The organism is Amycolatopsis ponsaeliensis (genome assembly GCF_030182635.1).
Taxonomy (GTDB): domain Bacteria; phylum Actinomycetota; class Actinomycetes; order Mycobacteriales; family Pseudonocardiaceae; genus Amycolatopsis; species Amycolatopsis ponsaeliensis.
Genome location: NZ_JAPZLD010000091.1, coordinates 1 through 23,749, shown reverse-complemented (window position 1 = coordinate 23,749; position 23,749 = coordinate 1). Strand labels below are relative to the sequence as shown.

24 protein-coding genes are annotated in these 23,749 nt (G+C 71.5%); 14 read left to right on the top strand and 10 right to left on the bottom strand.

All coding sequences use genetic code 11. The features are described 5' to 3' along the window. Window positions 1-110: 110 nt before the first annotated feature. Window positions 111-2,120, bottom strand: coding sequence for a M4 family metallopeptidase (locus QQ657_RS55075; protein WP_284750486.1), 2,010 nt, complete (start codon window positions 2,118-2,120; stop codon window positions 111-113). 405 nt (window positions 2,121-2,525) lie between these two features. Then, complete coding sequence (locus QQ657_RS55070; protein ID WP_434056875.1) at window positions 2,526-3,818, bottom strand: helix-turn-helix domain-containing protein; 1,293 nt, start codon at window positions 3,816-3,818, stop codon at window positions 2,526-2,528. 101 nt (window positions 3,819-3,919) lie between these two features. On the opposite strand from QQ657_RS55070, the gene QQ657_RS55065 reads away from it, so the two are divergent. The 3 genes from QQ657_RS55065 to QQ657_RS55055 are packed head-to-tail and all read left to right on the top strand — an operon-like array spanning window position 3,920 to window position 7,131. Further along, window positions 3,920-5,752: a glycoside hydrolase family 9 protein gene (locus tag QQ657_RS55065; RefSeq protein ID WP_284750484.1), complete on the top strand. Its 1,833-nt coding sequence runs from the start codon at window positions 3,920-3,922 to the stop codon at window positions 5,750-5,752. Window positions 5,753-5,761: 9 nt separating this feature from the next. After that, the gene (locus QQ657_RS55060) at window positions 5,762-6,547 is read left to right on the top strand and encodes an LOG family protein (protein WP_284750483.1); all 786 of its coding nucleotides are present in this window, start codon (window positions 5,762-5,764) and stop codon (window positions 6,545-6,547) included. Next, on the top strand, window positions 6,547-7,131 hold the full coding sequence (locus tag QQ657_RS55055) for an LOG family protein (RefSeq protein ID WP_284750482.1): 585 nt from the start codon (window positions 6,547-6,549) through the stop codon (window positions 7,129-7,131). The genes QQ657_RS55060 and QQ657_RS55055 overlap by 1 nt, the downstream gene beginning before the upstream one ends. Here QQ657_RS55055 and QQ657_RS55050 read toward each other — a convergent pair. Next, window positions 7,109-7,942, bottom strand: a complete 834-nt coding sequence (locus QQ657_RS55050) for a LysR family transcriptional regulator (RefSeq protein ID WP_284750481.1) — start codon at window positions 7,940-7,942, stop codon at window positions 7,109-7,111. The two genes, QQ657_RS55055 and QQ657_RS55050, sit on opposite strands and share 23 nt — an antisense overlap. Before the next feature lie 70 nt (window positions 7,943-8,012). On the opposite strand from QQ657_RS55050, the gene QQ657_RS55045 reads away from it, so the two are divergent. Both QQ657_RS55045 and QQ657_RS55040 read left to right on the top strand, forming a co-directional pair. Beyond that, window positions 8,013-8,729, top strand: coding sequence for an SDR family oxidoreductase (locus QQ657_RS55045; protein WP_284750480.1), 717 nt, complete (start codon window positions 8,013-8,015; stop codon window positions 8,727-8,729). Window positions 8,730-8,811: 82 nt separating this feature from the next. Next, window positions 8,812-9,255 (top strand): peptidase inhibitor family I36 protein, encoded by a 444-nt coding sequence (locus QQ657_RS55040; RefSeq protein ID WP_284750479.1) that lies wholly within the window; start codon window positions 8,812-8,814, stop codon window positions 9,253-9,255. Window positions 9,256-9,262: 7 nt separating this feature from the next. Here the strand turns inward: QQ657_RS55040 and QQ657_RS55035 are convergent, their stop codons facing one another. Continuing rightward, the gene (locus QQ657_RS55035) at window positions 9,263-9,937 is read right to left on the bottom strand and encodes a lysophospholipid acyltransferase family protein (RefSeq protein WP_284750478.1); all 675 of its coding nucleotides are present in this window, start codon (window positions 9,935-9,937) and stop codon (window positions 9,263-9,265) included. A 51-nt stretch (window positions 9,938-9,988) separates the two neighbouring features. On the opposite strand from QQ657_RS55035, the gene QQ657_RS55030 reads away from it, so the two are divergent. Beyond that, window positions 9,989-10,891, top strand: coding sequence for a glucosyl-3-phosphoglycerate synthase (locus QQ657_RS55030; RefSeq protein WP_284750477.1), 903 nt, complete (start codon window positions 9,989-9,991; stop codon window positions 10,889-10,891). Here the strand turns inward: QQ657_RS55030 and cydC are convergent. The 4 genes from cydC to QQ657_RS55010 form a co-directional block, all read right to left on the bottom strand. Beyond that, window positions 10,827-12,377 (bottom strand): thiol reductant ABC exporter subunit CydC, encoded by a 1,551-nt coding sequence (gene cydC, locus QQ657_RS55025; RefSeq protein ID WP_284750487.1) that lies wholly within the window; start codon window positions 12,375-12,377, stop codon window positions 10,827-10,829. The genes QQ657_RS55030 and cydC overlap by 65 nt on opposite strands. Window positions 12,378-12,478: 101 nt before the next feature. Then, on the bottom strand, window positions 12,479-14,041 hold the full coding sequence (cydD, locus tag QQ657_RS55020) for a thiol reductant ABC exporter subunit CydD (RefSeq protein WP_284750476.1): 1,563 nt from the start codon (window positions 14,039-14,041) through the stop codon (window positions 12,479-12,481). A 9-nt stretch (window positions 14,042-14,050) separates the two neighbouring features. Beyond that, on the bottom strand, window positions 14,051-15,031 hold the full coding sequence (locus tag QQ657_RS55015; protein WP_284750475.1) for a cytochrome d ubiquinol oxidase subunit II: 981 nt from the start codon (window positions 15,029-15,031) through the stop codon (window positions 14,051-14,053). A gap of 3 nt (window positions 15,032-15,034) precedes the next feature. Beyond that, window positions 15,035-16,195, bottom strand: coding sequence for a cytochrome ubiquinol oxidase subunit I (locus QQ657_RS55010; RefSeq protein WP_284750474.1), 1,161 nt, complete (start codon window positions 16,193-16,195; stop codon window positions 15,035-15,037). 141 nt (window positions 16,196-16,336) lie between these two features. Between QQ657_RS55010 and QQ657_RS55005 the strand changes: the two genes are divergently transcribed. From QQ657_RS55005 to QQ657_RS54985, 5 genes are read left to right on the top strand one after another with little or no spacing between them, the layout of a single operon-like run. Next, window positions 16,337-16,654: a helix-turn-helix transcriptional regulator gene (locus tag QQ657_RS55005; protein ID WP_284750473.1), complete on the top strand. Its 318-nt coding sequence runs from the start codon at window positions 16,337-16,339 to the stop codon at window positions 16,652-16,654. Continuing rightward, the gene (locus tag QQ657_RS55000; RefSeq protein ID WP_284750472.1) at window positions 16,651-17,319 is read left to right on the top strand and encodes a permease prefix domain 1-containing protein; all 669 of its coding nucleotides are present in this window, start codon (window positions 16,651-16,653) and stop codon (window positions 17,317-17,319) included. Before QQ657_RS55005 ends, QQ657_RS55000 begins: the two co-directional genes overlap by 4 nt. Next, window positions 17,316-17,639, top strand: a complete 324-nt coding sequence (locus tag QQ657_RS54995; RefSeq protein WP_284750471.1) for a DivIVA domain-containing protein — start codon at window positions 17,316-17,318, stop codon at window positions 17,637-17,639. The genes QQ657_RS55000 and QQ657_RS54995 overlap by 4 nt, the downstream gene beginning before the upstream one ends. Further along, a complete protein-coding gene (locus QQ657_RS54990; RefSeq protein ID WP_284750470.1) occupies window positions 17,636-18,094 on the top strand; it encodes an SRPBCC family protein in 459 nt (152 codons plus the stop codon). The genes QQ657_RS54995 and QQ657_RS54990 overlap by 4 nt, the downstream gene beginning before the upstream one ends. Continuing rightward, window positions 18,087-18,650 carry a DNA-3-methyladenine glycosylase I gene (locus tag QQ657_RS54985; protein WP_284750469.1) on the top strand — a complete coding sequence of 188 codons (564 nt, stop codon included), beginning with the start codon at window positions 18,087-18,089 and terminating at the stop codon, window positions 18,648-18,650. Before QQ657_RS54990 ends, QQ657_RS54985 begins: the two co-directional genes overlap by 8 nt. 71 nt (window positions 18,651-18,721) lie before the next feature. On the opposite strand, the gene QQ657_RS54980 is transcribed toward QQ657_RS54985, so the two are convergent. After that, the gene (locus QQ657_RS54980) at window positions 18,722-19,516 is read right to left on the bottom strand and encodes an enoyl-CoA hydratase-related protein (RefSeq protein WP_284750468.1); all 795 of its coding nucleotides are present in this window, start codon (window positions 19,514-19,516) and stop codon (window positions 18,722-18,724) included. Window positions 19,517-19,713: 197 nt separating this feature from the next. Between QQ657_RS54980 and QQ657_RS54975 the strand changes: the two genes are divergently transcribed. Both QQ657_RS54975 and QQ657_RS54970 read left to right on the top strand, forming a co-directional pair. Further along, entirely contained in the window at window positions 19,714-19,881 is a 168-nt protein-coding gene (locus QQ657_RS54975; protein ID WP_013222969.1) for a DUF3117 domain-containing protein, read from the top strand. 90 nt (window positions 19,882-19,971) lie between these two features. Then, window positions 19,972-21,432 carry a leucyl aminopeptidase family protein gene (locus QQ657_RS54970; RefSeq protein WP_284750467.1) on the top strand — a complete coding sequence of 487 codons (1,461 nt, stop codon included), beginning with the start codon at window positions 19,972-19,974 and terminating at the stop codon, window positions 21,430-21,432. 15 nt (window positions 21,433-21,447) lie between these two features. Here QQ657_RS54970 and QQ657_RS54965 read toward each other — a convergent pair whose 3' ends face one another. After that, the gene (locus QQ657_RS54965; protein WP_284750466.1) at window positions 21,448-22,362 is read right to left on the bottom strand and encodes a LysR family transcriptional regulator; all 915 of its coding nucleotides are present in this window, start codon (window positions 22,360-22,362) and stop codon (window positions 21,448-21,450) included. A gap of 50 nt (window positions 22,363-22,412) precedes the next feature. Here QQ657_RS54965 and QQ657_RS54960 point away from each other — a divergent pair, with 50 nt between their 5' ends. After that, complete coding sequence (locus QQ657_RS54960) at window positions 22,413-23,603, top strand: MFS transporter (protein WP_284750465.1); 1,191 nt, start codon at window positions 22,413-22,415, stop codon at window positions 23,601-23,603. Window positions 23,604-23,749 lie beyond the last annotated feature (146 nt).

Genomic DNA, 23,749 nt, shown 5'->3' with positions numbered 1-23,749 from the left:
CGCCGGCGGCGGCGGCCCCGGGGGCGGGCGGCCGGGGGGCGGGGCGGGCGGGGGGGGGGGGGGGGGGGGGGGGGGGGGGGGGGGCCCCCCCCCCCCCCCCGCGACCGTGATCAGCAGGCGCCGCCGTCGCTCCACACGGCCCACGAGGTGGGCGCGCCGGGCTCGGCACCGGTGGAGTACCACAGGGACGTCCACTTGTGACCGTTGTGGCCGACGACGTCGTTGGGCACGTAGGCCTTCGCGGAGTCCCACTCGGCGAGCCCGTCGCAGCCGGTCGGCGGGGTGCCGGTGCCGACGGTGAGGGAGAACTGCGCGGTGTGGTCGGCGTCGGTGCCGTCGCCGGTGACCGTCACCTGGCTGGTGCCCTGCGGGGTGGTCGCCGAGGTGGTGATGGTCAGCGTCGACGTGCCACCGGACTGGACGGTCGCCGGGCTGAAAGTCGCCTTGGCGCCTTCGGGCAGGCCGGTCGCCAGCAGCTGGACCGCCTGCGCGTTGCCGGAGGTGATCTGCGTGCTCACCGTCGTGGTCGCGGTCTGTCCGGGTTGGACGGACGCGGACGACGGTGACAGCGTCAGCGAGTAGTCGTTGCCGGCCGGCGGCTGGCCGCTGCAGGCCGGCTCACCGCTGACGGCCGTCACGCTCACCGCATCCCAGGCGGCCTTGGTGGCGTTGTACTCGGTGCAGCTGCCGGGAAAGAGCGCGATCGCGGCTTCGAGGGTGGCCTTGCGGGCGGCCTTGTGGTTCCAAGACGAGGTCTTCTTCAGGAGTCCGTTGTAGAAGATCTTGCCGGCCTTCTGGATGCCGATGCCGGTGACGGTGGAGCCGTTGCAGGTCGGGCTGGCCGGGGAGGCGTTGCTGCCCTGGGAAAGCAGGTAGAACCAGTGGTTCTGCGGGCCCGCGGCGGCGTGCACCTCGGTGCTCGGGATCGACGCCGAGTAGCAGTTCGGGTCGCCGACCTGGCTCGGGTTGTACATGTAGCGGATCGGGCCCTGGCCGACGAGGTTGACGCCCTCGCCGACGGTGAAGTCCGGGCGGTCGACGGGGTTGTTGGCGTACGCCTCGGTGAGCGCGCCGAAGATGTCGCCGGTGGACTCGTTGAGGCCGCCGTTCTCGTTGCCGGAGCCGGCGCCGCCCGGGGTCGTCTGGAAGACGGCGTGCCCGAACTCGTGCCCGACGACGTCCATCGGCGTCGCCTGGCGGCGGTTGTCCTGCGAGTGCCCGAAGTGCGTCGAGGAGCCGTCCCAATAGGCGTTGACGTCGTTGAGGCCGACGCTCGCGCGGAAGCCGCCGCCGGCGCCGTCGATGCCGCTGCGGCCCAGCCATTCGCCGAGCATCTTCCACTCGGTTTGGACGCTGTAGAGCGTGTCGACGCAGCCGGTTTCGAGGTCGGTGCCGGAGCTGGTGCCCCAGGTGTTGCTGCTCTTCGTGAAGATCGCGCCGCCCTCGCGGCCGCACGCGATGCCGCGGCGGGCCGGGTCGGTCATCGAGTAGGAGCTGCCGGAGCCGGACGTGTCGATCGAGACGGTCCCGGCGTAGTAGGAGTTGCCGGTGCCGGCTTCGCGCACGTCGTCACGGGTGTCGAGGACGGCGCCGGTCGCGCTGTCGACGAAGACGTGCAGCTTGGCCGGTTTGTTCTTGTCGTGGCCCGAGACGACGACCTCGTAGGCGAGCTTGGGGGCGTCTCCGGCGAGTACCACGAGCTTCGGTGTCGTCGTGCTGTCTACTGTGGACACCTTGGCCGTGGCGATCTTGGTCGCCTGGTCGGCTTTAAGGGTGGCCTGGGTCGGCACGGCGATCGGTGCGGTGTGCGCGGCTTCGGTACCGCGGACGCGCCCGGCCCCGTCGGCGACGACGACCGGCAGTCCGTGGTAAGTGCGCTGGTAGGAGGCGTAGTAGAGCCCGCCGCCACCCGGGGTGACCCCGGTGCGGACGAAGGCCTCCCCGGCGCCCTTGGCGAGCCGGTCGGCGCCGGCGAGGGCGGCCTGGTCGGCGGCACGGGCGGCGAGCGCCTCGGGCGGGGTGGCGGCGGGATTCTCGGGGGCGGCGATGGCCGGGATCACCGGCACCGCGAAGGTCAGGGCGAGGCCGGCGATCGCCGTCAGCCCTCGTGGGGATCTCATGGGGAACCTTTCCGGGGACACGGGGAGTGTGTCCAGTGCGATAACTGGTGTTATTGCGCCGGACGCGTCCGAGTAAAGGTTCCGGTCGCCGGTCGGTCAATGGGCCGAACGGCGTAGTGAGCGCACGTCAAGATCACGCCCGTTTCCGGCAAACCGCAGGAAAACGGGTTCTTGCAGACTGGTCTGAACCAATTCACCAGACTTTGGTAGGAAACTTCCCCCACCGGACCGCCGAACCCACAGGTCCGCCGTGTCGACCCTCCAATCACGCGTGTCGACCTCCCAATCACGCGAGTCGGCTCCCCAATCACACGAAGCTCGGTGATCAGAGGGGCATCTCGCGTGATCAGAGGGGCATCACCTGTGATTGGAGGGGCATCACGCGTGATTGGAGGGGCGACACGGTCAGGTGTCGGTGCCGGCCGCCGAGTCGAGGCCGCGTTGGTAGGCCTTGATCGCTTCGTCGAGATGACCACGTTGTCGGAGGACGTCACCCAGGCGCAGGGACGTCGAGACCGCCGCGCCGTGCAGGGATGCCCGCGTCTGGATCTCCGCCGCCTCGCGCAGCAGGCGCGTCGCCTCGGGAAGGTCGCCGCGGGACTGCGCGACCTGGCCCAGCAGGCCGGTCGCCTCGCCCAGGGACTCCACGTCGCGAGCCAGCAGCGGCCAGACCTCCGACACCAGCGAAGCCGCCTCGGCGGGCGCCCCCTGGCGCAGCCGGACCTCGGCCAGCTCGAGCGTCGCCCCCGCGACGCCTTCCTCCGCGCCGATCGCCGCCAGCTGGTCGCGGGCCGACGTCAGCTCCTCGCGGGCCTCGTCCAGCCGGCCGAGCCGGCGCAGCAGGTACCCGCGCGCCCAGCGGCAGCGGGCCGCGTCGCGGTCGAACCCCACCGACGCGAACAGGCGGCACGCCTCGATCAGGTCCTGCTCCGCCCGCTCGGACTGCCCGGTCGCCTGCCACACCTGCGACGCCTGGCGGTGGAACCGCGCGACGAAGTCCGGCCGCGAAGCCGCCCGGGCCAGGCGGACGCCGTCGAGCGCCGCGCGCTGGGCCCGGTGCAGCCCGCCCATCTCCATCAGCGGGTGGATCAACGCGCTGAGCAGGCACAACTCGGCGTCGGGGTCGAGGTCCGGAGAAGTCAGCGCCGATTCGACGCGCGCGATCGCCGCGCCCGCGTCGCCGCTCAGGTACCGGCAGCCCGACCAGCGGTGCACGATCATCGCCCGCAGCCACGGCGGCGCGGCCGCGGCCAGCTCCGAAGCGTGCTCCAGCTCCTTCTGCGCGCCTTCGACGTCGAAGAGCTGCCACTTCACCTCGGCGGCGCAGAACCGCGCGTAGCACTCGACGTCGTCCAGGCGGTAGCCCGCGGCCTGCCTCCCGGCGGTGGCGAACCGTTCTTCGGCGAGCGCGACCCGGCCCTGTTCGAGGTCGCGGTAGCCCTCGTCGAGGGCCGCGCGCAGCTCGTCGGCGACGCCCGGGGGACGGCCGAACCGCAGGTCGTCGACGCTCAGCCCGAGGCGCCCCGCCAGGTAGGCCAGCATCTCCTCCGACGGCGGCCGGCTGCCGGTCTCGACCTTCGCCAGGAACCCGCGGTCGTACCCCGGCTCGGCCAGCTCGCGCTGGGTCCAGCCCCGGTCGGTGCGCAGCCGCCGGATCCGCGCGCCGAGCGGTTCGGTCATCTCCCCACGGTAGGTCATCGGCGCCGAAGCCGGGGAAACGGACATATTGACGTCCCGCCCGGCGCCGGGATAGCGTTCTCGCGCTAAATAGGAAACTTTCCTAACAAAGTGGAGCCATCATGCGCCTGCTTCCCCTGGCGACGGCGGCCGCGCTCGCCGTGCCCCTCGCCGCGACGCCCGCCGAAGCAGCGACTCCGGCCGAGGTGCGGGTCGACCAAGTCGGCTACGCGCTGGGCGAGGCGAAGCACGCGTACCTGCTCGGCGGCGCCGCGGGGAAGTTCACCGTCGTCGACGAGCGCGGCCACACGGTCCGCGAAGGCCGCACGGGTGCGAGCCTCGGCGCCTGGAACGCGAGATACAGCAAAGTGTTCGACCTTGATCTATCCACTGTGGACCGGCCGGGCACCTACCGCGTCAAGGCCGCGGGTGCGACGTCGCCGCCGTTCCGGATCGACACCGCAAGCCGGCTGTTCCGCCCGCTCGTGCGCGCCACGACCGAGTTCTTCCAGGCCCAGCGCGACGGCCACGACGTCGTCCCCGGCCGTCTCGACCGCAAGCCGTCGCACCTGGCGGACAAGAAGGCCACGGTCTACGCCGAGCCGAAGTTCGCCGGTGAGGGCGGTGACGAAATCGTCGAACCGCTGCAGCCGCAGGGCGGCCCGGTCGACGTCGAAGGCGGCTGGGTCGACGCCGGCGACTTCGTCAAGTTCACGTCCAACACCGCGTATTCGCTGGCCGAACTGGGGTTCGTGCTGCGCGACGACCCCGATCCGGTGCTGGCGAAGGAGGTCCGCTTCGGCCTCGACTGGCTCGACAAGATGTGGGACGGCCGGACGAAGACCCTCTACGCCCAGGTCGGCATCGGCACCGGCAGCGAGGAGTTCGGCTTCCTCGGCGACCACGACGTCTGGCGCAGCCCGCAGGACGACGACGCGCTGAACGTGAAGCCCGGCGACCCCGCCTACTTCGTCAAGTACCGCCCGGTGTTCCCGGCCGCCCCCGCGGGCGCGCCGCTGTCGCCGAACCTCGCCGGCCGCGTCGCCGCGGCGTTCGCGCTCGGCGCGCAGATCCAAGCTCACCGCGACCCGCGCCTGGCCCGGCACTACCTGAGCGAGGCCGCCGCGGTGTTCGCCCAGGCCAAGACGACGGACGTCGGCGAGCTCGTCAGCGCGTTCCCGCACGCCTACTACCCGGAGTCGTCCTGGGAGGACGACCTGGAGCTGGGCGCGACGCAGCTCGCGCTGGCGGCACGGGCGTTGAAAGACCCGCGTGCGAACGGCTGGGCCCGCGACGCGGCGAAGTGGGCGAAGGCGTACATCGGCAGCGACGACACGAGCACGTTGAACCTTTACGACACCAGCGCGCTCGCCCACGCCGACCTCGCCGGCCTGCTCCGCGCCGGCGTCCCGGGTGCCGCGCTCGGCGTCCGCGAGCTGGCCGCGGATCTCCGCCGTCAGCTGGACGCGGGCGTGGAGCCGGCGAAGAAGAGTCCATTCCGGACCGCGGTCGACGTCACCGACTTCGACGCCGCCAGCAAGAGCTTCGGCTTCGCGGCCACCGCGCGGCTCTACCAGCGCGTCACCGGCGACACGCGGTACGCGGCCTTCGGCACGCAGCAGCGTGACTTCACGCTCGGGGCGAACGCCTGGGGAGTGTCGCTCGTGGTCGGCGTCGGCACGACGTTCCCGCAGTGCCCGCACCACCAGGCCGCGAACCTTGCCGGACCTTCGAAAGTGCTGTACGGCGCGGTCGTCAACGGCCCTAACGGCGCGGGCAACTTCGCCGATCTCCCGTTCCCCGCGGGTGCCAAGGAATGCACCCGTCCGTATGAATCCTTCGACGGTCAGGGAAGTCGTTACGCCGACGACCTGAGTTCATGGCCCAGTAACGAGCCCGCCATCGACTTCACCTCCACGGCCCTCTTGGCATTTTCGCTGGCGGGCAGGTCGTAGCATGGCGAGGTGAGCGAACAGTCTGAATTTCCCGACGGCCAATACCCCGAGCGCCCGGTCGAGCGCCAAAAGGGCCCGGTGGTGCTGCGCGGCGACCGCCGTGACCAGGGCAGCACGACCGACCAGCGGCTGCTCGACTCGCGGGGGCCCACCGACTGGGTGCACACCGACCCGTGGCGCGTCCTGCGGATCCAGGCCGAGTTTGTCGAAGGGTTCGGTGCGCTCGCCGAGGTCCCGCGCGCGGTCACGGTGTTCGGTTCGGCGCGCACCAAGCGCGACCACCCGGAGTACGAGCTCGGCCGCAAGATCGGCGAGGCCCTGGCGAACGCCGGGTTCGCGGTGATGACCGGCGGCGGCCCGGGCGCGATGGAGGCGGTCAACCGCGGCGCGGCCGAGGCCGGCGGCTTCTCCGTCGGGCTGGGCATCGAGCTGCCGTTCGAGCAGGGCCTGAACCCGTGGGTCGATCTCGGGGTCAACTTCCGGTACTTCTTCGCCCGCAAGACGATGTTCATCAAGTATTCGCAGGCCTTCATCTGCCTGCCCGGCGGCTTCGGCACGCTCGACGAGCTGTTCGAGGCGCTGACGCTGGTGCAGACCAAGAAGGTCACGAAGTTCCCGGTGGTGCTGTTCGGCAGCGAGTACTGGGGCGGCCTCTACGACTGGATCGCCAAGACGGTGCAGGCCGAGGGCAAGGTCAGCCCGCACGACCTGGACCTGCTGCACGTCACCGACGACATCGACGACGCCGTCCGCGTGGTGCAAGAGTCCTACCAGGCCTGGGAGGACACGCACTGATGAGCCGGATCTGTGTTTTCTGCGGCTCGTCCATGGGCTTTTCGCCGCGTTACGCCGAGCAGGCGGCCGCGCTCGGCAAGCTGCTGGCCCAGCGCGGCATCGGCCTGGTCTACGGCGGCGCGAGCGTCGGCACGATGGGCGTGGTGGCGGACGCGGCGCTGGCCGCGGGCGGCGAAGTGATCGGCGTGATCCCCGAGGCGCTTTCGAGCGTCGAGATCTCGCACGCGGGGCTGTCGGAACTGCACGTCGTGGCGGACATGCACGAGCGCAAGGCCAAGATGGCGGCCCTGTCCGACGGGTTCCTGGCGCTCCCGGGCGGCGCGGGCACGCTGGAGGAGCTGTTCGAGGTCTGGACGTGGGCCCAGCTGGGGCTGCACGGAAAGCCGATCGGCCTGGTCGACGTCGACGGGTACTACGGGCCGCTGGTGACGTTCGCCGACCACATGGTGACCGAGGGGTTCGTCAAGCCGGAGTACCGCGAGCTGCTGATGGTGGACGCGGACCCGGCGGTGCTGCTGGACCGCTTCGAGACCTACGTTCCGCCGGCGCCGCCGAAGTGGGCTAAGGGAGCGCCGGGGATCTGACGTCGGTGCTCGCCCGGACGAACGCGGCCACTGCTCGTGACCGCGTCCGGTCGGGCCACGCCAGCAGCACCGTCGTCCTCGGGGCGTCGAGCACCGGCACGCACGCGACGTCCGAGCGCACGTGGCGCCGGGCCGACTCCGGGACCACCGCGACGACCTGGCCCAGTGCCACCAGCTGCAGCAGCTGACCCGGATCCCGGATCTCGGGACCGTTCACGTCGCTGCCGGGCCACCGCGGGAACGGCTCGCCGTCCAGGTCGGCGAGCACCAGCGCCGACCGGTCCGCCAGGCGGTGGCCGCGGGCGAGCATCGCCACCTGGTCCTGCGTCAGCAACGGCTCGGTGTCGAACCCGGCGACGTCGTCGTGCGGGCCGTGCAGGAACGCGAGGTCGACGCGGCCGTCGCGCAGCATGCGGGACTGCTCGCCGATCCCGCCGACGACGATCTCGACCTCGATCGCGTCCGGATCGGCCCGGTAGCCGGGCAGGATCCGCTCGAGCAGGCCGGCGTCGCCGTCGGGCTTCATCGCCACGAGCAGCTTCGGCACGTCCTGCCCCGCGCGCTGCGCCCGGCGCACCGCGGCCTCGACGGCGTCGAGCGCTTTACGGCTCTCCGCAAGGAAAACCGCGCCCGCCGGCGTCAGGGTCACGCCGCGGCTCGTGCGTTCCAGCAGCGTGACACCCATGCGCCGTTCGAGCTGCTGGATGGCGCGAGACAGCGGGGGCTGGGCCATGCCGAGGCGCTGCGCCGCGCGGCCGAAGTGCAGTTCCTCGGCGACGGCGACGAAATACGCGAGCTCCCGCGTCTCCATACCACCAGAGTATCGGCCGATGCGGCATCGGTGTTGGCCCGCGCGGGTACCCCGCTGGTGTGCTGGAGCCATGGACGAAATCACTCTGGTCACCGGCGCGAACAAGGGCATCGGCCGCGAAATCGCCGCCCAGCTCGCCGCCCTCGGGCACACCGTCGTCATCGGCGCCCGCAGCGCCGAGCTCGGCGAGAAGGCCGCCGCCGAGCTGGGCACGGATTCGGTGGTGCTCGACGTGACCGACCCCGCGTCGGTCGCCGCGGCCGCCTCCCGGATCGAAGAGCGCTACGGCCGGCTCGACGTGCTGGTCAACAACGCGGCCATCAGCCGCCCGCCGGGCTCGGACCTGTCGCAGCAGAGCCCCAGCTCCGCCGACCTCGGAACTCTCCGGGCGATCTTCGAGACGAACTACTTCGGCGTCATCACGGTCACGAACGCCCTGCTCCCGCTGCTGCGCCGCTCGGCCGCGCCGCGCATCGTCAACGTCTCCAGCGGCGGCGCGTCCCTGACGCGCAACGCCGACCTCGCCACGCAGCTGCCCATTTCGGCGGGCTACACCCCGTCGAAGACCGCGTTGACGTCGTTGACCCTGCAGTACGCGAGGGAGCTGCGTCCCGACGGGATCCTCGTCAACGCCGTCTGCCCGGGCTTCTGCGCGACGGACCTGAACGGCCACGCCGGCTTCCGGACGCCGGCCCAGGGCGCGGCGTCGGCGGTCCGGATGGCGACGATCGCGGCGGACGGCCCGACCGGCACCTTCGTCGACGACGAAGGACCGGTGCCCTGGTGACCGGCTAAACCGCCGGGCCGGTCCGCGCGTGGAGGCGGCGAAACCCGCTCGCTGAGCGGGCTCGCGAGCGGGAGGACCAACCATGGCCGAGTCGAGCAAGCGAGCGGGCCGGATCGGCCGGCGGGTGCTGGCCGCCCTGACGGTGCCGGTGGCGGCGCTCGCCGTCGTCGCCGCGCCCGCTGCTGCCTCGGAGAACTCCGTGACCATGGGGTTCGCCACCGTCAGCAGCTGGGAAGCCTGCCCCCAGGGGCGGTTCTGCGCCTGGGAAAACGCGGACGCCACCGGCCACTGGGCGTACTTCAAGATCGAGGACGAAGACCTGACCAAGCCGATCAACGGCTACGTCTTCAACGACAAGTTCAAGTACGCCTACAACCTCAGCGGCAGCCTGTTCGGCCTCTACGAGAACATCCACTACGACGACAACGGCCGCCACCTGCTGATCGCGAACGGCTGGCGCGGTCCGCTCGCGCCGAAGTACAACTTCGCCGGGATCACCAGCTCCCTTCGCTGGCTGGTTCCGTAAGCGACGTTCAGGCGACGCCCTCGCTGGGCCGCTTGTGGTACGTGTCCACGTACTCCTGGCCCGAGATCTCCAGGATCTGGTACATGACCTCGTCGGTGACCGACCGGCGGATCGCCGGCGAGTAGTCCTGGCCTTCGTACCGCGAGAAGTCCAGCGGCTTGCCGAACGTGATGCCGATCTTGGCGCGCCTCGGGATGCGGGCGCCGCCGGGCTGGAGGCCCTCGGTGCCGGTCAGGGCGACCGGTACCACCTTCGCGCCCGTGGCCAGGGCCAGCGCCGCGACGCCCGTGTGGCCTCGGTGGAGCCGGCCGTCCAGGGAGCGCGTGCCCTCGGGGTAGATCGCGAACACGCCGCCCGCGTCGAGGACCTTGCGTGCCGCCTCCAGGGCGGCCAGCCCGGCCTGGGCGTTGCCGCGCTCGACCGGGATGTAGCCGAGCCCGCCGACGAACCCGGCCATCAGCTTGCCCTTGATGCCCTTGCCGATGAAGTACTCCGCCTTGCCGAGGAACTTGACCTGCCGCGGCGTCGCGAACGTGATCACGCCGGTGTCGAGCGCGGCGCGGTGGTTGGCCGCCAGGAGCACCGGGCCCGTGGTGGGCACGTTCTCCACGCCGTGCACCTCGGGCCGGTACACCGCCCTGGCCAGCGGCCCCAGCACGAACCGGACAAGCAGCGCGATCAAGTGGTCCTCCTCCTCGGATGCGGTGACACCAGCATGGCACGATCGTTACTCGTGAGTTGGTTCGAGCGGCGTACGTGGCAGGAGCCCGGGTGGACGCCCGAGGACATCGTGACCGCGAAGGGTGACCGCACGGTTTCGGTGGTGCTACCGGCACTGGACGAAGAGCGGACCGTGGGTGACGTCGTCGCGTCGGTGCGGCCGCTCGTCGGCAGCGTCGTCGACGAGCTGATCGTCATGGACTCGGGTTCCACGGACCGCACCGTCCAAACCGCCGAGTCGGCCGGGGCGCGCGTGGTCCGCCGCGAAGACGTCCTGCCCGACCTGCCGCCGGTGCCCGGCAAGGGCGAGGTGCTGTGGCGCTCGCTCGCCGCGACCAGCGGGGACATCGTCGTGTTCCTCGACTCCGACCTCGTCGACCCGGACCCGGCGTTCGTGCCGTCGCTGCTCGGCCCACTGGTCTCCGAAAGCGGCGTCCACCTGGTCAAGGGCTTCTACCGCCGCCCGCTGCGGCTGGAGAGCACGGGCGGCGGCCGCGTCACCGAGCTGCTGGCCCGGCCGGTGCTTTCGGCGCTGCGCCCGTCGCTCGGCGGGCTGGTCCAGCCCCTCGGCGGCGAGTACGCGGGCACACGCAAGTTCCTCGAGTCGGTGCCGTTCGCGGCCGGGTACGGCGTCGAGATCGGGCTGCTGCTCGACGCCGAAGCGCGCTACGGCCTCGACGGGCTCGCGCAGGTCAACCTGGGCGTCCGCAAGCACCGGAACCGGTCGCTGCTGCAGCTGGGCGCGATGTCCCGCCAGATCCTGGGCACGGCGCTGTCGCGCTGCGGGGTCCCGGCCGCGGACGCGCCGTTCACGCAGTTCGTACAGGTGGACGAGGAGTGGCTGCCGGACGTCACCGACGTCCGGGTCGCGGACCGGCCGCCGATGCGGGAAGTGCTCGCCCGTCCTCGAGGGTGAGGACCTCGTCGAAGCCGGCCAGGTGCTCGGGGCGGTGGGTGACGAGGACGACGGTGCCTTGCGCCTTGGCCAGGACTTTCGCCAAGACGGCGTCGCCGTGGGCGGGGTCGAGGCCTTCGACCGGCTCGTCGAGCACGAGGACGGGTGGGGCCGCCAGAACCGCGCGGGCGAGGATCAGCCGCTGGCGTTGACCGCCGGAGAGCGCGTCGCCGTCCGGGCCGGTGTCGCGGTCCAGGCCGAGGTCGAAGCCGGCGGTCGCGCAGGCTTCGTCCAGTTCGTCGTCGGTTGCCTGTGGCTTCGCGAGCAGCAGGTTCTCGCGGACGGTCGCGTGGAAGACGTGGGCGTCGGCCAGGGCGCCGGAGACGAGTGCCGGCAGGTCGGCGTACTCGGCGAGCGGGTGGCCGTCGAGGAGGACCTGGCCGTCGGTGGGGGTTTCGAGGCCGAGGAGGAGCCGGAGCAGAGTCGTCTTGCCGGCGCCGCTGGGGCCGAGGATCCCGAGGCGCTTGCCGGGCGGGAGATCGAGGTCGACGTCCTTCAGCGCGGGCGCTCGGCCGGGATACCTGACCCCGGCCTGCCGGAGCGTGAAGTGTCCTTTTTGCACGGACCGGGTGCCCTGCGGGCGGGCGGGTTCGGTGAGCACGGCTTTGACGCGAGCGGCCGACGCGCGGATCTCGGGGACGCGGCGCGCGGCGCCGACGAGCGGGAGGACGACTTCGAAGGTGGTCATGGCGGCCAGGGTGAGCGCGGCGGTCCAGGGCACGGAGGCGTGACACAGAAGCGCGACGGCGGCGGTGGTGGCGAGCTGGACGAGCGTCCCGGCGGCGGTGAGCAGGGCGGTCCGGCCCGACGTGGCCCGTTCGCTCCCCGCGAGCTGATCGACGACGCCGGTGGCTCGCGCACGGGTTTCCTCGAGGGCACCGGCGGCGACGAGCTCCTGGTGCCCGGTGACGAGTTCGACGGCCCGTTCGGCGAGTTCGGCCCGCTTGGGTGCGTCGTCTTGGGCTGCTCTTTCGGTGAGCCGGACGACCAGCCACGGCAGCGCCACCCCGGCGACGAGCAAGCCACCCGCAAGCGCGACGGCGGCTTGGAGGGACGCGGTGGCGGTGACGGCCACGGCAGCGCCCCCGACGAGCGCGGCAACCCCGGCGGGCAGCAGCCACCGCAGGACGGCGTCCTGCAGAGCGTCCACATCGGACACGAGCCGGGTGACGAGGTCCCCGCCGGAGTAGCGCGTGCCGGGGACGAGGGCTTGGTAGACGCGGGTGCGGAGGGCACCGAGCCACCGGAGGACGACTTCGTGCCCGGCGAGCCGTTCGGCGTACCGGAGGCCACCGCGAAGGAGGGCGAGGGTCCGAACGGCGACGATGGCGATGGTGAGGGCTTCGAGCGGCGGTCGTTCGGCGGCGCGCAGGAGCAGCCAGGCGGCGGTGGCCATGAGCGCCAGGGCGGCGAGTTCGGCTCCAGCGCCGAGAAGGGCGGCGCGCAGAAGCCGAAGGACATCTCTGGCTGGGCGGTCTGCCGCGGCTGGTCGTGAGTGGGAAACAGGGTTAGAACACGGTTTCTCACTCACGACCCATGGGTCGAGTCTCATGCCGCCACCTCCGAGCACACCCGGCCACCCCGTAGCTCGACCACCCGCTCGGCCAACCCGGCCATCGCGGGCCGATGGGCGACCAGCACCGCGGTCCGCCCAGGCAGCAGCCGCCGGGTCGCCGACAGCACCGTCGCCTCCGTCCGAGAGTCCAACCGGGCCGTCGGCTCGTCCAGCAACACCAACCCCGCCGAACTGCGCGCCAACGCCCGGGCCAACCCCACCCGCTGCCGCTGACCCGCCGACAAGACCTCACCCAGCTCGCCCACCGGCGTCTCGAACCCGGCAGGCAACCCCGCCGCCACCGAATCCAGCGCTGCTGCCCGGGCCGCCGAACGAACGTCCGCGGAAGCGAGGCCCAACGCGATGTTCGACGCCAGCGATCCCCGGAACAGCGTCGGCCGTTGCGGGACCCAGGCCACGTCGGCCAGCCAGTCCGAAGAGGACAACGACCGCAAGTCCACACCGTCGACCAGGACCCGCCCCGAAGTAGGCGCGACGAACCCCAGCAACACCGCCAGCAGAGTGCTCTTCCCCGACCCGCTGGGCCCGACCAAAGCCACCCGCGAACCAGCGGGCACCACGAGGTCCACATCGGACAAAGCTGGAACGTCGGAATAGCAAACCGAGACCCGCTCGAAGACCACCGAAGGCGCACTTCGGCGACGACACCGAGCCCCCGACAGCGCCGGAACCACCGGCACGGCAAGTGCCTCCCGCAAAGCCGTCAACCCCTCCGCCGCAGCATGGAACTTCGCCCCGGCGGCCCGCAAAGGCAAGTAAGCCTCCGGCGCCAGCACCAGGACCAGCAAAGCCGTCCGAGCATCAAGAGAACCAGCGAGAAGCCGGAACCCGATCGGCACCGCGACCAGGGCCACCGAAAGCGTCGCGACCAGTTCCAGCACCAGAGAAGACAAGAAAGCCACCCGCAAAGTCTTCAACGTCGCATCGGCGTGGGCGGACGCCATCGAACGGACCGTCGAAGCCTGCGAAGACGCCCGCCCGAACACCTTCGACGTCTCGAGACCGCGGACGACGTCCAGGAAGTGCCCGCCCAGCTTCGTCAGCAGCCCCCACTGCCGGGCGGTCCGTGCCGCGGTGTGCTTGCCGACCAGGATCGCGAACACCGGGATCAGCGGCAGCGTCACCGTCACCACCAGCGCCGACACGAGGTCCGTCGTGAACAGCCGCACGACCACCGCGATCGGCACCACCACCGAGACCACCAGCGACGGCAGGTACCCGGTCAGGTAGCTGTCCGTCGCGTCGACGCCGCGCGTGATCTGCGTGGCGACGACCCCGGCGCGGTCGGACGAAGACCCGAGCAGCCGCCGGCGCAGGCCGGCGCGGACCGTGGCCGCGAACCGTCCACTGAGGACGCCGTGGCCCCACGTGAGCGCGGCCCGGCCGAGCAGGGCCGCCACCAGGAAGAGCGAAACCCCGCCGCCGGTGAGCAGCGTGGCCAGCCCTTCGGCTTGGACCAGGACGAAAGTCGCGGAAAGCACTCCGAGTGCGGCCAGCACGATCAGGTACCGCCGGAGTCCGGGCAGAGCGGGCACCGAGTCCTCCTAGAAGTGCAGCAGCGAACGCTGGTCGAGCGGATGCCGGTGCGCGCGCCACGTCAGCCACTGCACCACCAGGAGCACCACCACCGCCGGCACGGCGAACCAGCCCAGCACCCCGAACGTGCCGGACGCCGTCGCCGCCTCCTCGACGCGCAGCGTGTACGCCGAGGTCACGAGCACCGTCGGGAACCGCAGCGTGCCCGCGAGCAGCGCCGGGCACGCCGCAAGCACCATGGTCGCGACGAGCGCCGGTCGGTACCAGCGCCTGGCCAGCCCCAGCCGGGAAACCGCGAGAGCCAGGAAAGCCAGCACGACCACGCCGATGCCGAGTGCCGTGATGCCGTCCAGCACGAAGAACCCCCACCCCGTGGCGATCACGAGGAAGGCGAACACCGGCCCCGAGAAGGCGCGCGCCAGCCGCACCGCGCGGCCGGTCAGCTCCGCCGGCGCGCGCACGGCCAGGAAGGCTGCGCCCTGCAGGCAGAACAGCGCGACGAACCCGAGCCCCCACAGCACGGCGTAGGGGTTGAACAGCTCGAGCACGGTCGGCGCGCCGCCGGCGTCCAGGGGTAGGCCGAGCACCAGGTTGCCGAGGAACAGGCCCCACGACAGCGCCGTCACCAGCGCGCCGCCGACGATGCCCGCCGTCCAGGCGCCGCGTGGCGCGTCCGGGCGGCGGCTGCGCAGCTGCATCGACGCCGTGAACGTCACCAGGCCGAGCAGCAGCGTCACGACCAGGACGTACGCCCCGGCGAACACCTTGCCCTCCAGGTGCGGGAACGCGCCGAACAGCACGCCGACCGCGGCCACCAGCCACACCTCGTTGGCCAGGAAGAACGGCCCGAGCGCGCCGAGCGTCTGCCGCCGCTTCCGTTCGTCGGCTTCGAACGCGGGCAGGAGCATGCCGACGCCGTAGTCGTAGCCCGCCAGTGCGAAGTATCCGCAGGTCAGCAGGCCCAGCAGGCACCAGAAGAAGGTCACCATCGGTCAGACTCCGCTCAGGACGGGCAGTTCGGCGGGCTCGTCGACCGGCTCCGGGCCGCGCTTGGCGACGCGCGCCAGGAGCACCCAGTCGGCGACCGCCAGCGCGGCGAACAGCAGGGAGAAGGCGATGAAAGAGAACAGGATCTGGCCGCCGGGGACGTCCGCGATCGCGTCCGCGGTGCGCAGCTTCCCCCAGACCAGCCACGGCTGGCGGCCGAGCTCGCGCACCAGCCAGCCCATGATCGCCGCGATGAACGGCAACGGGATCGCCGCGACCATCAGGTAGTGCAGGAACCGGGCCCGGGTGATCCAGTTCCGGACCAGCAGCAGCGTGCCGAGGATCGCGCAGGCGAACATGAGGAACCCGAGCCCGATCATCGCGCCGAGCGGCGCGCCCACCGCGCCTTCGCCCAGCTTGTCCGGTTGGTACATCTTCAGCTCGCCGAACTGCGCGAAGCCCTGGTTGACCACGAAGATCGAGCCGACGAGCGCCGCGAGCACGCCGATGCGCATCGAGCGGCGGAAGAACTCGACTTCGGTGGTGCGCTTGAGGAAGTGGTAAGCGCTGACGCCGACCACGAAGAACCCGCCGGTCACCAGCGCGGCGCTGAGCACGTGCGGCAGCGACGCGATCAGCGCCGGGTTCGAGAACAGCGCGCCGAAGTCGTCGAGGTGCAGGGTGCCGCCTTCGAGCCGGCTGCCGACCGGGTTCTGCAGGAACGAGTTGGCCAGCATGATGAACAGCGCCGACGCGTACGCGGTCAGCGTGACCAGCCAGATCAGCGTCAGGTGCAGCCACTTGGGCATCCGCCCGAAGCCGAAGATCCACAGGCCGAGGAAGGTCGACTCCAGGAAGAACGCGACCAGCGTCTCAATGGCCAGTGGCGCGCCGAAGACATCTCCGGCGAAAGCGGAAAGACCGGTCCAGGTCAGCCCGAACTGGAATTCCATCACGATTCCGGTGACGATTCCCAGAGCGTAGTTGATCACGTACAAGCGGCCCCAGAAGCGCGTCATCCGCAGCAGCTCGGGCTTGCCGCCGAGCGTCCAGCGCGTCTGCATCACGGCCACCAGCGTGACCAACCCCAGTGTGAGCAGCACGAACAGGAAGTGCAGCGATGTCGTCGTCGCGAACTGGAGTCTCGCGACCGGGAGTGCGTCCATGCCGAGCGACTATATACGTAGTCTGGCTACATGTAGCCACCAAATCCATGAGATCCGGGTCATCTCCGGGAAATCCCCGGGTGTCACCGGTGCGTCCGGTCAATAGCCTTCCCGGGGTGGGCATGCGTAGACTGCGTACCTATGAAGGCGGACACCTTGCGCGGGCACCTCGACGCGCTGCTGCTGGCGGTGCTCGACGGCCACAAGCTCCACGGCTACGCGATCATCGAGGCGCTCCAGCTGCGCACCGACGGCGCGCTCGACCTGCCGACCGGCACCGTCTACCCGGCGCTGCGCCGGCTGGAGCGGGCCGGCTGGCTGGCCAGCGAGTGGGACGTCGTGGGCGGCCGCAAGCGCCGCACGTACCGCCTCACCCGCTCCGGCGAGCAGGCCCTGGCCGCCGAACGCACGGAGTGGCGGGAGTTCACCACGGTCATCGGGGGAGTACTGGGCGCATGATCGACGAGTACCTGGGGGATCTGGACCGCAGACTGCACGGCTGCGGCCGGTTCAAGGCCGACCTGCTCGAAGAGGCCCGCGACGGCCTGCACGACGCCGCCGACGCCTACCGGGCCGGCGGCTGGTGCGACGAGGACGCCGAGCGCCGCGCGGTCGCCGACTTCGGCCCGGCGGCCGTCGTCGCCCGCGACTACCAGGCCGAGCTCGGCATGCTCAGCGGCGTCCGCACGCTGTGGAAGCTCGTGATCGGCGTCCCGGCGATGCAGATCGCGTGGGACTACGCCCGGATCCTCACCTTCGGCGAGTGGACGAAGATCTCCACGCCGACGCCGGAGTGGTACAAGGTCGTCACGCACGTCACCCACGGCGCCGTGTTCGTCGTGCCGGTGATCGGCGTGCTCGCGCTGCTCGGCATCCGCTGGCTGAGCCGGAAGCTCGACGGCACCGGGCTCGCCCGGTTCTGCGGCATCCTCATCGCGCTCGCGGTCGGCGTGAACCTCGCGTCGGTCGGGTTGCTGATCAGCACGACCGGGTTCGTGGACGCCTCGAGGCTGTTCCTGAGCGTCCCGTGTGCCGTGTTGATGGTCGCCTGGGTGCTCCTTTCGCTCCGGCTCGTCGTGCTCGCGAGACGATCCTGGGGTGGGTATGCCACGATCGTCGCGTGACGACCGCGCTGATCTACCTCGTAGTCATGCTGCTGGTGGCCGCCGTGGTGTTCCTGCTCGCCGCCGTGGTCTTCGGCCGGGGTGAGGAGCTCGCCCCGCTGCCGCCGGGCAGCTCGCCGACGCGGCTGCCCGCCGAGGACATCACCGGCGAGGACCTGCAGGAGGTCCGCTTCCAGCTGGTCCTGCGCGGCTACAAGATGTCCGAAGTGGACTGGGTGATGCGGCGCCTGGGCGTCGAGCTCGACGAGCTGCGCACCCGGGTCGCCGACCTGGAGCAGCGCGAACGCGAGCGGGAGAGCTCGCCCGAGGGCGCCCAGTGACGGACCTGGTGCTCTCGGTCGACGTCCGCGCACCGGCCGGGACGACCTGGCTCGCGCTGACGGACTGGACACGCCAGGGCGAGTGGATGCTCGGCACCGACGTCGAGGTCGTCGAGGGCAACGGCCGCAGCGTCGGGTCGCGGCTGGCGGCGTTCACCGGGGTGGCCGGCATCGGCTTCACCGACACGATGGAGATCACCAGCTGGGAACCGCCGGTGCGGTGCGGGGTCCGCCACCTCGGCAGCTTCGTGCAAGGCACCGGTGTGTTCCAGGTGGTGCCCAAGGGCGCGACGCGCTCGACGTTCGTCTGGGCCGAGCACCTGCGGCTGCCGTTCGGGCCGCTGGGGCGGCTCGGCTGGCCGGTGGTGCGGCCGGCGTTCGCGCTGGGGGTGCGCCAGTCGCTGCGGCGGTTCGCGCGGTTCGCGGAGGACTATTCGGTGGGTGGGAATGAGTGAGCTGATCGGCACCGACGGCGTCCCGCGGTGCAGCTGGGGCAACTCGGCCCCGGACTACATCGAGTACCACGACATCGAATGGGGCGTGCCGCTCCACGGCCAGGACGAGCTGTACGAGCGGCTGTGCCTCGAGTCGTTCCAGTCGGGGCTTTCGTGGATCACGATCCTGCGCAAGCGGGAGGGCTTCCGGAAGGCGTTCAAGCGGTTCAAGCCGGCGAAGGTGGCGAAGTTCGGCGACGCCGACGTCGAGCGGCTGATGCAGGACGCGTCGATCGTGCGGAACCGGGCGAAGATCCTGGCCGCCATCAACAACGCCCAGGCGATCGCTTCCCTGGACACACCGCTGGACGACCTGCTGTGGTCGTTCGCGCCGACGTCGCACCGGCGCCCGAAGACGATGGCCGACGTGCCGGCGATCACGGACGAGTCCAAGGCGATGGCGAAGGAGCTGAAGAAGCGCGGGTTCGTCTTCCTCGGCCCGACGACCTGCTACGCGCTCATGCAGGCGACCGGCATGGTCGACGACCACGTCAAGGGCTGCTTCCGGGCCGGCTGACCGCCTGTCAACTGCCGTTAAGGCCACCTTACGGGCGTCTGACGCCCGTAAGGTGGCCTTAACGGCACGTCTTACTTGCCCTGGAAGTTCGGCTTGCGCTTGCCGACGAACGCCTCGACGGCCTCGCTGTGGTCGGCGGTCGCGCCGAGCGCGGTCTGGGCGGCGTCCTCGGCGGCGAGGGCCTCCTCGAACGTCGACTGCGCGGCCAGGTTGAGCACGCTCTTGATCTTCGCGTAGGCCACCGTCGGCCCGTTCGCCAGCTTCGCCGCGACCTTCTGGGCGCGGGCCGGCAGCTCCTCGTCCGGCACGACCTCGCCGACCAGGCCGAGCCGCAGCGCCTCGGCCGCGTCGACGGTCCGGGCCAGCAGCATCAGCTCGGCGGCGCGGCCGTAGCCGACCAGCCGCTGCAACGTCCACGACGCGCCCGAGTCCGGGCCGAGCCCGACGTTCGCGAAGGCCATCAGGAACGACGACGACTCGGCGGCGATCCGCAGGTCACTGGCGTAGGCGAAGGCGGCTCCGGCGCCGGCGGCGGTGCCGTTGATCGCCGCGATCACCGGCTTCTCCATGGACACGATCGCCCCGACGATCGGGTTGTAGTGCTCCTTCACCGTGTGTAGCGGGGCGGGGTCACCCGCCTGGAGCAGCCCCACGTGCTCCTTCAAATCCTGGCCGGCGCAGAAAGCCTTGCCGGAACCGGTCAGCACGACCGCGCGGACGGCTTCGTCGTCCGCCGCCTCGCGCAGCGCCGCGAGCAGTGCTTCCTTCAGCTCGACGGTCAGCGAGTTGTACGCCTGCGGCCGGTTGAGGGTGAGGGTGCGCACCCCGTCGGCGTCGGCCGTCAGCAGGACGTCGGATGTGGTCACGTCTTCTCCTTGCGCGGAATCATCGGTCGACCGACAGTCTCACACCCCTCGCGGGCCGCATACCAGCACCGATACAGCGGCAAAAGATCGGTCCGCTGATGCGCCCGGCCGCTGATGAGGGACAATGGACACCAGACCCGGCTGGCTTTCACGCGAGCGCGACCCGGGCGCGCCGGTTGAGACGGAGGGAGCACGCTATGGCGGCCATGAAGCCCCGGACCGGAGATGGTCCCCTCGAAGTGACTAAGGAGGGGCGGGGCCTCGTGATGCGCGTACCGCTCGAGGGTGGTGGGCGACTCGTCGTCGAACTCTCCGCGGAAGAAGCGAAGGACCTCGGCGCCGCTTTGGCGGAGGTCACCGGCTGAGCCGACCCCCTCGAACCGTCCTTCCGTCGCACCCCGGTCTCCCTTCGGAGGCCGGGGTCGCGGTTCCTCTGCGCCCGAAGGTTGCTCACTGTGCGTAATCCGCTACCCCCCGTTCCGACCAGTCTGCTCGACATCGAGGTGGCGGGCGACCTCCGCCGCAGTGCCCCGGTGGCCCGGCTGGTGACGGCCCCCGCCGACGACGTCGAGTCCGAGCCGCTGGAGATCGGCGGCGTCCGGATCACCGGCAAGGCGGGCGACGTGCAGACGGTCCCGGCCGGCGAGGCCCGCTGGATCGTCGGCTTGGGCGACGGCGAGCCGAAGCAGTACCGGAAGGCGGGCGCGGCGCTTGTCCGCGCGGTGAACTCGGGGCTGGCGGACGACGTCGACCACGGCGGCAAGGCGTTCCGCGCCGTGCAGCTGGTGCTGCCGGAGGAGGCTTCCGGCGAGCACGTGACCGAGCTCGCGCTGGGGCTGCTGCTCGGCGGGTACCGGTTCAAGGTGACGGGGGAGGACCCTTCGCCGTCCGTCCGGACGGTGCGGCTGGTGGCTCACGACCGGGCGGTCGAGTCGTTCACCGAGCTGGTCTCGCGGGCTTCGGTGCTGGCGGCGTCGACGGCGCTGACGCGCGACCTCGCGAACACGCCGTCCAACATCAAGTCCCCGGCCTGGCTCGCGGAGACGGCGGCCCGGGTGGCCGGCCCGCGCGTCGAGGTGGCGATCCGCGACGAGAAGTGGCTGACGGCGCAGGGTTTCGGCGGCGTCCTGGCGGTCGGCGGCGGGTCGTCGCGGCCGCCGCGGCTGATCGAGATGACGTACAAGCCGTCGGGGGCGGCGAAGCACCTGCTGCTGGTGGGCAAGGGCATCACGTTCGACACGGGCGGCTTGTCGATCAAGCCGGCCGACGGCATGCACCTGATGCGCACGGACATGGCGGGCGGCGCGGCGGTGATCGCGGCGATCCGCGGGATCGCGGCACTGGGGCTGCCGGTGCGCGTGACGGCGCTGGTGCCGGCGGCGGAGAACCACGTGTCGGGATCGGCGTACCGGCCGGGCGACATCGTCCGCCACTACGGCGGCAAGACGACCGAGGTGGGCAACACGGACGCGGAGGGCCGCATGGTCCTGGCCGACGCGCTGGCGTACGGAATCCGCCGGTACAACCCGGACCTGGTCGTGGACGCGGCGACGTTGACGGGTGCGATGAAGGTGTCGCTGGGGTTGCGCACGGGTGGGTTGTTCGCGACGGAGGATGCGGTGGCTTCGCTGGTCCGGTCGGCGGGCGAGCGAGTGGGCGAGGCGTGGTGGCGCATGCCACTGGTGGAGGACTACGCGGAGAACGTCCGCGGCGAGTTCGGCGACGTCCGCCAGACCCCGGCAGGCCCGGGAGGGATTACGGCGGCGTTGTTCCTGAGGGAGTTCACGGAGGGGTTGCCGTGGGCGCACTTGGACATCGCGGGGCCGGCCCGGTCGGAGAAGAACTACGACGACGTGGTCCCTGGGGCGACGGGGTTTGCGGCGCGGACTCTGGTGGAGCTGGCGGCTTCGCTCTGAGCGCTGGTCGCGCCCTCATTGCTCGGCCGCTGTCGTCAGCACGTGGTCGCGGAAGCCGGTGACCGCCGGGGTCATCGGTTCCTCCGCCCGCCACGCCAGCCCGATCGTCCGGTAGGGGCGCGGCTCCAACGGCACCTCCGCCACCCCCGCCGGGCTGCCCGGGCCGAACCGCGGCAGCAGCGCCACCCCCAGGCCCGCCGCCACCAACCCCCGCACCGTGTCCGACTCCTGCCCCTCGAACGCGATCCGTGGCGTGAACCCCGCCGCCGCGCACAGCTCGTCCGTCAGGGTCCGGACCCCGTACCCCGGCTCCAGCAGCACGAACTCCTCGTCGGCCAGCTCCGCCATCCGCACCGATTCCCGGCCCGCCAGGCGGTGGCCCGCCGGGACCGACAGCAGGATCTCCTCGTCCACCAACCCCGCCGTCGCCAGCGAAGGCGCCGCGGGGAGCGGTGCCAGCAGGGCCAGGTCCAGCTCGCCGTCCACCAGGCGGTCGATCATCTCCTGGCGCGAGCCCTGGACCAGCGTGAACCGCACCCCCGGGTACCGCGCCCGGTGCCCGCGCAGCAGCGAAGGCACCAGCGACCGCCCGAGCAGGTGCAGGAACCCGAGCACCACGAGCCCCGACTCCGGCGCCACCTCCTCGCGCGCCAGCCGGACGCCCGTGTCCACCGCCGCCAAGCCGCGCTCGGCCGCCTCGGCCAGCAGTTCCGCCGCGCGCGTGAGGCGGATGCCGCGGCCGTCCGGCACCGTCAGCGGGGCCCCCAGCGCGTCGGACAGCGCCGCGAGCCGGCGGCTCACCGTCGGCTGCGGGACGCCCAGCAGTTCGGCCGCGCGTGTGACGTTCCTCGTCTCGCGCAGCGCGGCGAGCAACGGCAGGTGCGGCGCCACCTGCGCCGACAGCGAGTCATACGTCACCGCATCAATCATGCCAGAGTAGTGCATTGGACGTATTGGTTAGCTCTGCTTACTTTCAGCTGGTGACTTCCACGCGCCGAGTCAAGACCGCCGTCGCCGCGGCCGGGATCTCCTCCTTCGCCCTGCTCTACGCGCCGCAGCCGGTGCTGCCCCAGCTCGCCGCGCAGTACCACCTCGACCCCGGCGGCGCGGCGCTCGCGGTCAGCGTCGCGACCGGTGCGCTCGCGATCGCCGTCCTGCCGATCGCCGCGCTGTCCGAGGTGATCGGCCGGCGCCCGGTGATCCTGACGTCGGTGATCGCGTCCGTCGTCTTCGGGCTGCTGCTGCCGCTGATGCCGACGTACCCGGCGCTGCTCGTCCTTCGCGCTCTTCAAGGCATTGCCATCGCGGGCTTCCCCGGTGTCGCGGCCGCGTACTTGGCGGAACGTCTCGGCCGCGCGGGGGTCGCGGCCGCCGTCGGCGCGATGATCGCGGGCAACACGATCGGCGGCATGCTCGGCCGGCTGGCCAGCGGGTTCACCGCCGGGCCGCTCGGCTGGCGCGGCGCGCTGTTCGTCGTCGCGGGCGTGGGCGCGATCTGCTCGGCGATCACGGTCGTGACGCTGCCGCCGGGCACGCGCCCGCGCGGCGACGCCCAGCTTCGCGCGGTCGCCCGCGGGCTGGTCACGGCGGTGAGCAAGCCGGTGCTGCTCGCCCAGTACGCGGTGGCGTTGCTCGCGATGGGCTCGTTCGTCGCGCTCTACAACGCGGCCGGGTTCCGGCTGACCGGCGACCCGCTGAACCTGTCACCGGCGATCGCGTCCCTGGTCTTCCTCGCCTACGCGACCGGTTCGGTGTCCTCCGCGGCGGCCGGCCGGCTGGTGGCGCGCGTCGGCCGCCGTCGCGCGCTGATCGGCGCGCTGCTGCTGACGGCGCTCGGCGCGGCGCTGACGCTGCCGGACTCGCTGCCGCTGGTCATCGCCGGGTTGCTGGTGCTGACGTGCGCGTTCTTCGCGGCACACGCGGTCGCGAACGGCTGGGCGGCGGCCGACGCCCCCGAAAACGCGCGAGGCCAGGTGGGCGGCATGTACACGGCGACGTACTACCTGGGCAGCAGCGTCGGCGGTGCGGCGGGAGCCTGGGTCTACGGGCACGCGGGGTGGTCGTGGCTGATCGCGGTGGTGGCGGTGTGGTTGTTGCTGGCGGCGGCCGCGGTCGGCGTGGGTACGGCGCCGGCGCGGGAAGCTCGGCGAGAGCTGGTCAACGCGGGTTGAGCCAGGCCTTCCGCCACTAGAGCAGCCCCCGCCCGTCGGCGGTTTCTGGGGGTGGTTGCAACACCTGAGTTTTCAGGAGTTGCCTCTTGTCCAGACGGGATCGAGACCGGGCCTTGAGCCGGACCGTGTGTAGTCCTGATCGGCGT

What these genes read in the sequence shown, in the direction of transcription:
- QQ657_RS55050 (WP_284750481.1), bottom strand. Translation starts at nt 7,942, where the DNA reads ATGGAGACGCGGGAGCTCGCGTATTTCGTCGCCGTCGCCGAGGAACTG.
- QQ657_RS55075 (WP_284750486.1), bottom strand. Translation starts at nt 2,120, where the DNA reads ATGAGATCCCCACGAGGGCTGACGGCGATCGCCGGCCTCGCCCTGACC.
- QQ657_RS55070 (WP_434056875.1), bottom strand. Translation starts at nt 3,818, where the DNA reads ATGACCTACCGTGGGGAGATGACCGAACCGCTCGGCGCGCGGATCCGG.
- QQ657_RS55005 (WP_284750473.1), top strand. Translation starts at nt 16,337, where the DNA reads ATGAAGGCGGACACCTTGCGCGGGCACCTCGACGCGCTGCTGCTGGCG.
- QQ657_RS55055 (WP_284750482.1), top strand. Translation starts at nt 6,547, where the DNA reads ATGAGCCGGATCTGTGTTTTCTGCGGCTCGTCCATGGGCTTTTCGCCG.
- QQ657_RS54985 (WP_284750469.1), top strand. Translation starts at nt 18,087, where the DNA reads ATGAGTGAGCTGATCGGCACCGACGGCGTCCCGCGGTGCAGCTGGGGC.
- QQ657_RS55015 (WP_284750475.1), bottom strand. Translation starts at nt 15,031, where the DNA reads ATGGTGACCTTCTTCTGGTGCCTGCTGGGCCTGCTGACCTGCGGATAC.
- QQ657_RS55040 (WP_284750479.1), top strand. Translation starts at nt 8,812, where the DNA reads ATGGCCGAGTCGAGCAAGCGAGCGGGCCGGATCGGCCGGCGGGTGCTG.
- QQ657_RS54975 (WP_013222969.1), top strand. Translation starts at nt 19,714, where the DNA reads ATGGCGGCCATGAAGCCCCGGACCGGAGATGGTCCCCTCGAAGTGACT.
- QQ657_RS55045 (WP_284750480.1), top strand. Translation starts at nt 8,013, where the DNA reads ATGGACGAAATCACTCTGGTCACCGGCGCGAACAAGGGCATCGGCCGC.
- QQ657_RS55000 (WP_284750472.1), top strand. Translation starts at nt 16,651, where the DNA reads ATGATCGACGAGTACCTGGGGGATCTGGACCGCAGACTGCACGGCTGC.
- QQ657_RS55010 (WP_284750474.1), bottom strand. Translation starts at nt 16,195, where the DNA reads ATGGACGCACTCCCGGTCGCGAGACTCCAGTTCGCGACGACGACATCG.
- QQ657_RS54965 (WP_284750466.1), bottom strand. Translation starts at nt 22,362, where the DNA reads ATGATTGATGCGGTGACGTATGACTCGCTGTCGGCGCAGGTGGCGCCG.
- QQ657_RS55065 (WP_284750484.1), top strand. Translation starts at nt 3,920, where the DNA reads ATGCGCCTGCTTCCCCTGGCGACGGCGGCCGCGCTCGCCGTGCCCCTC.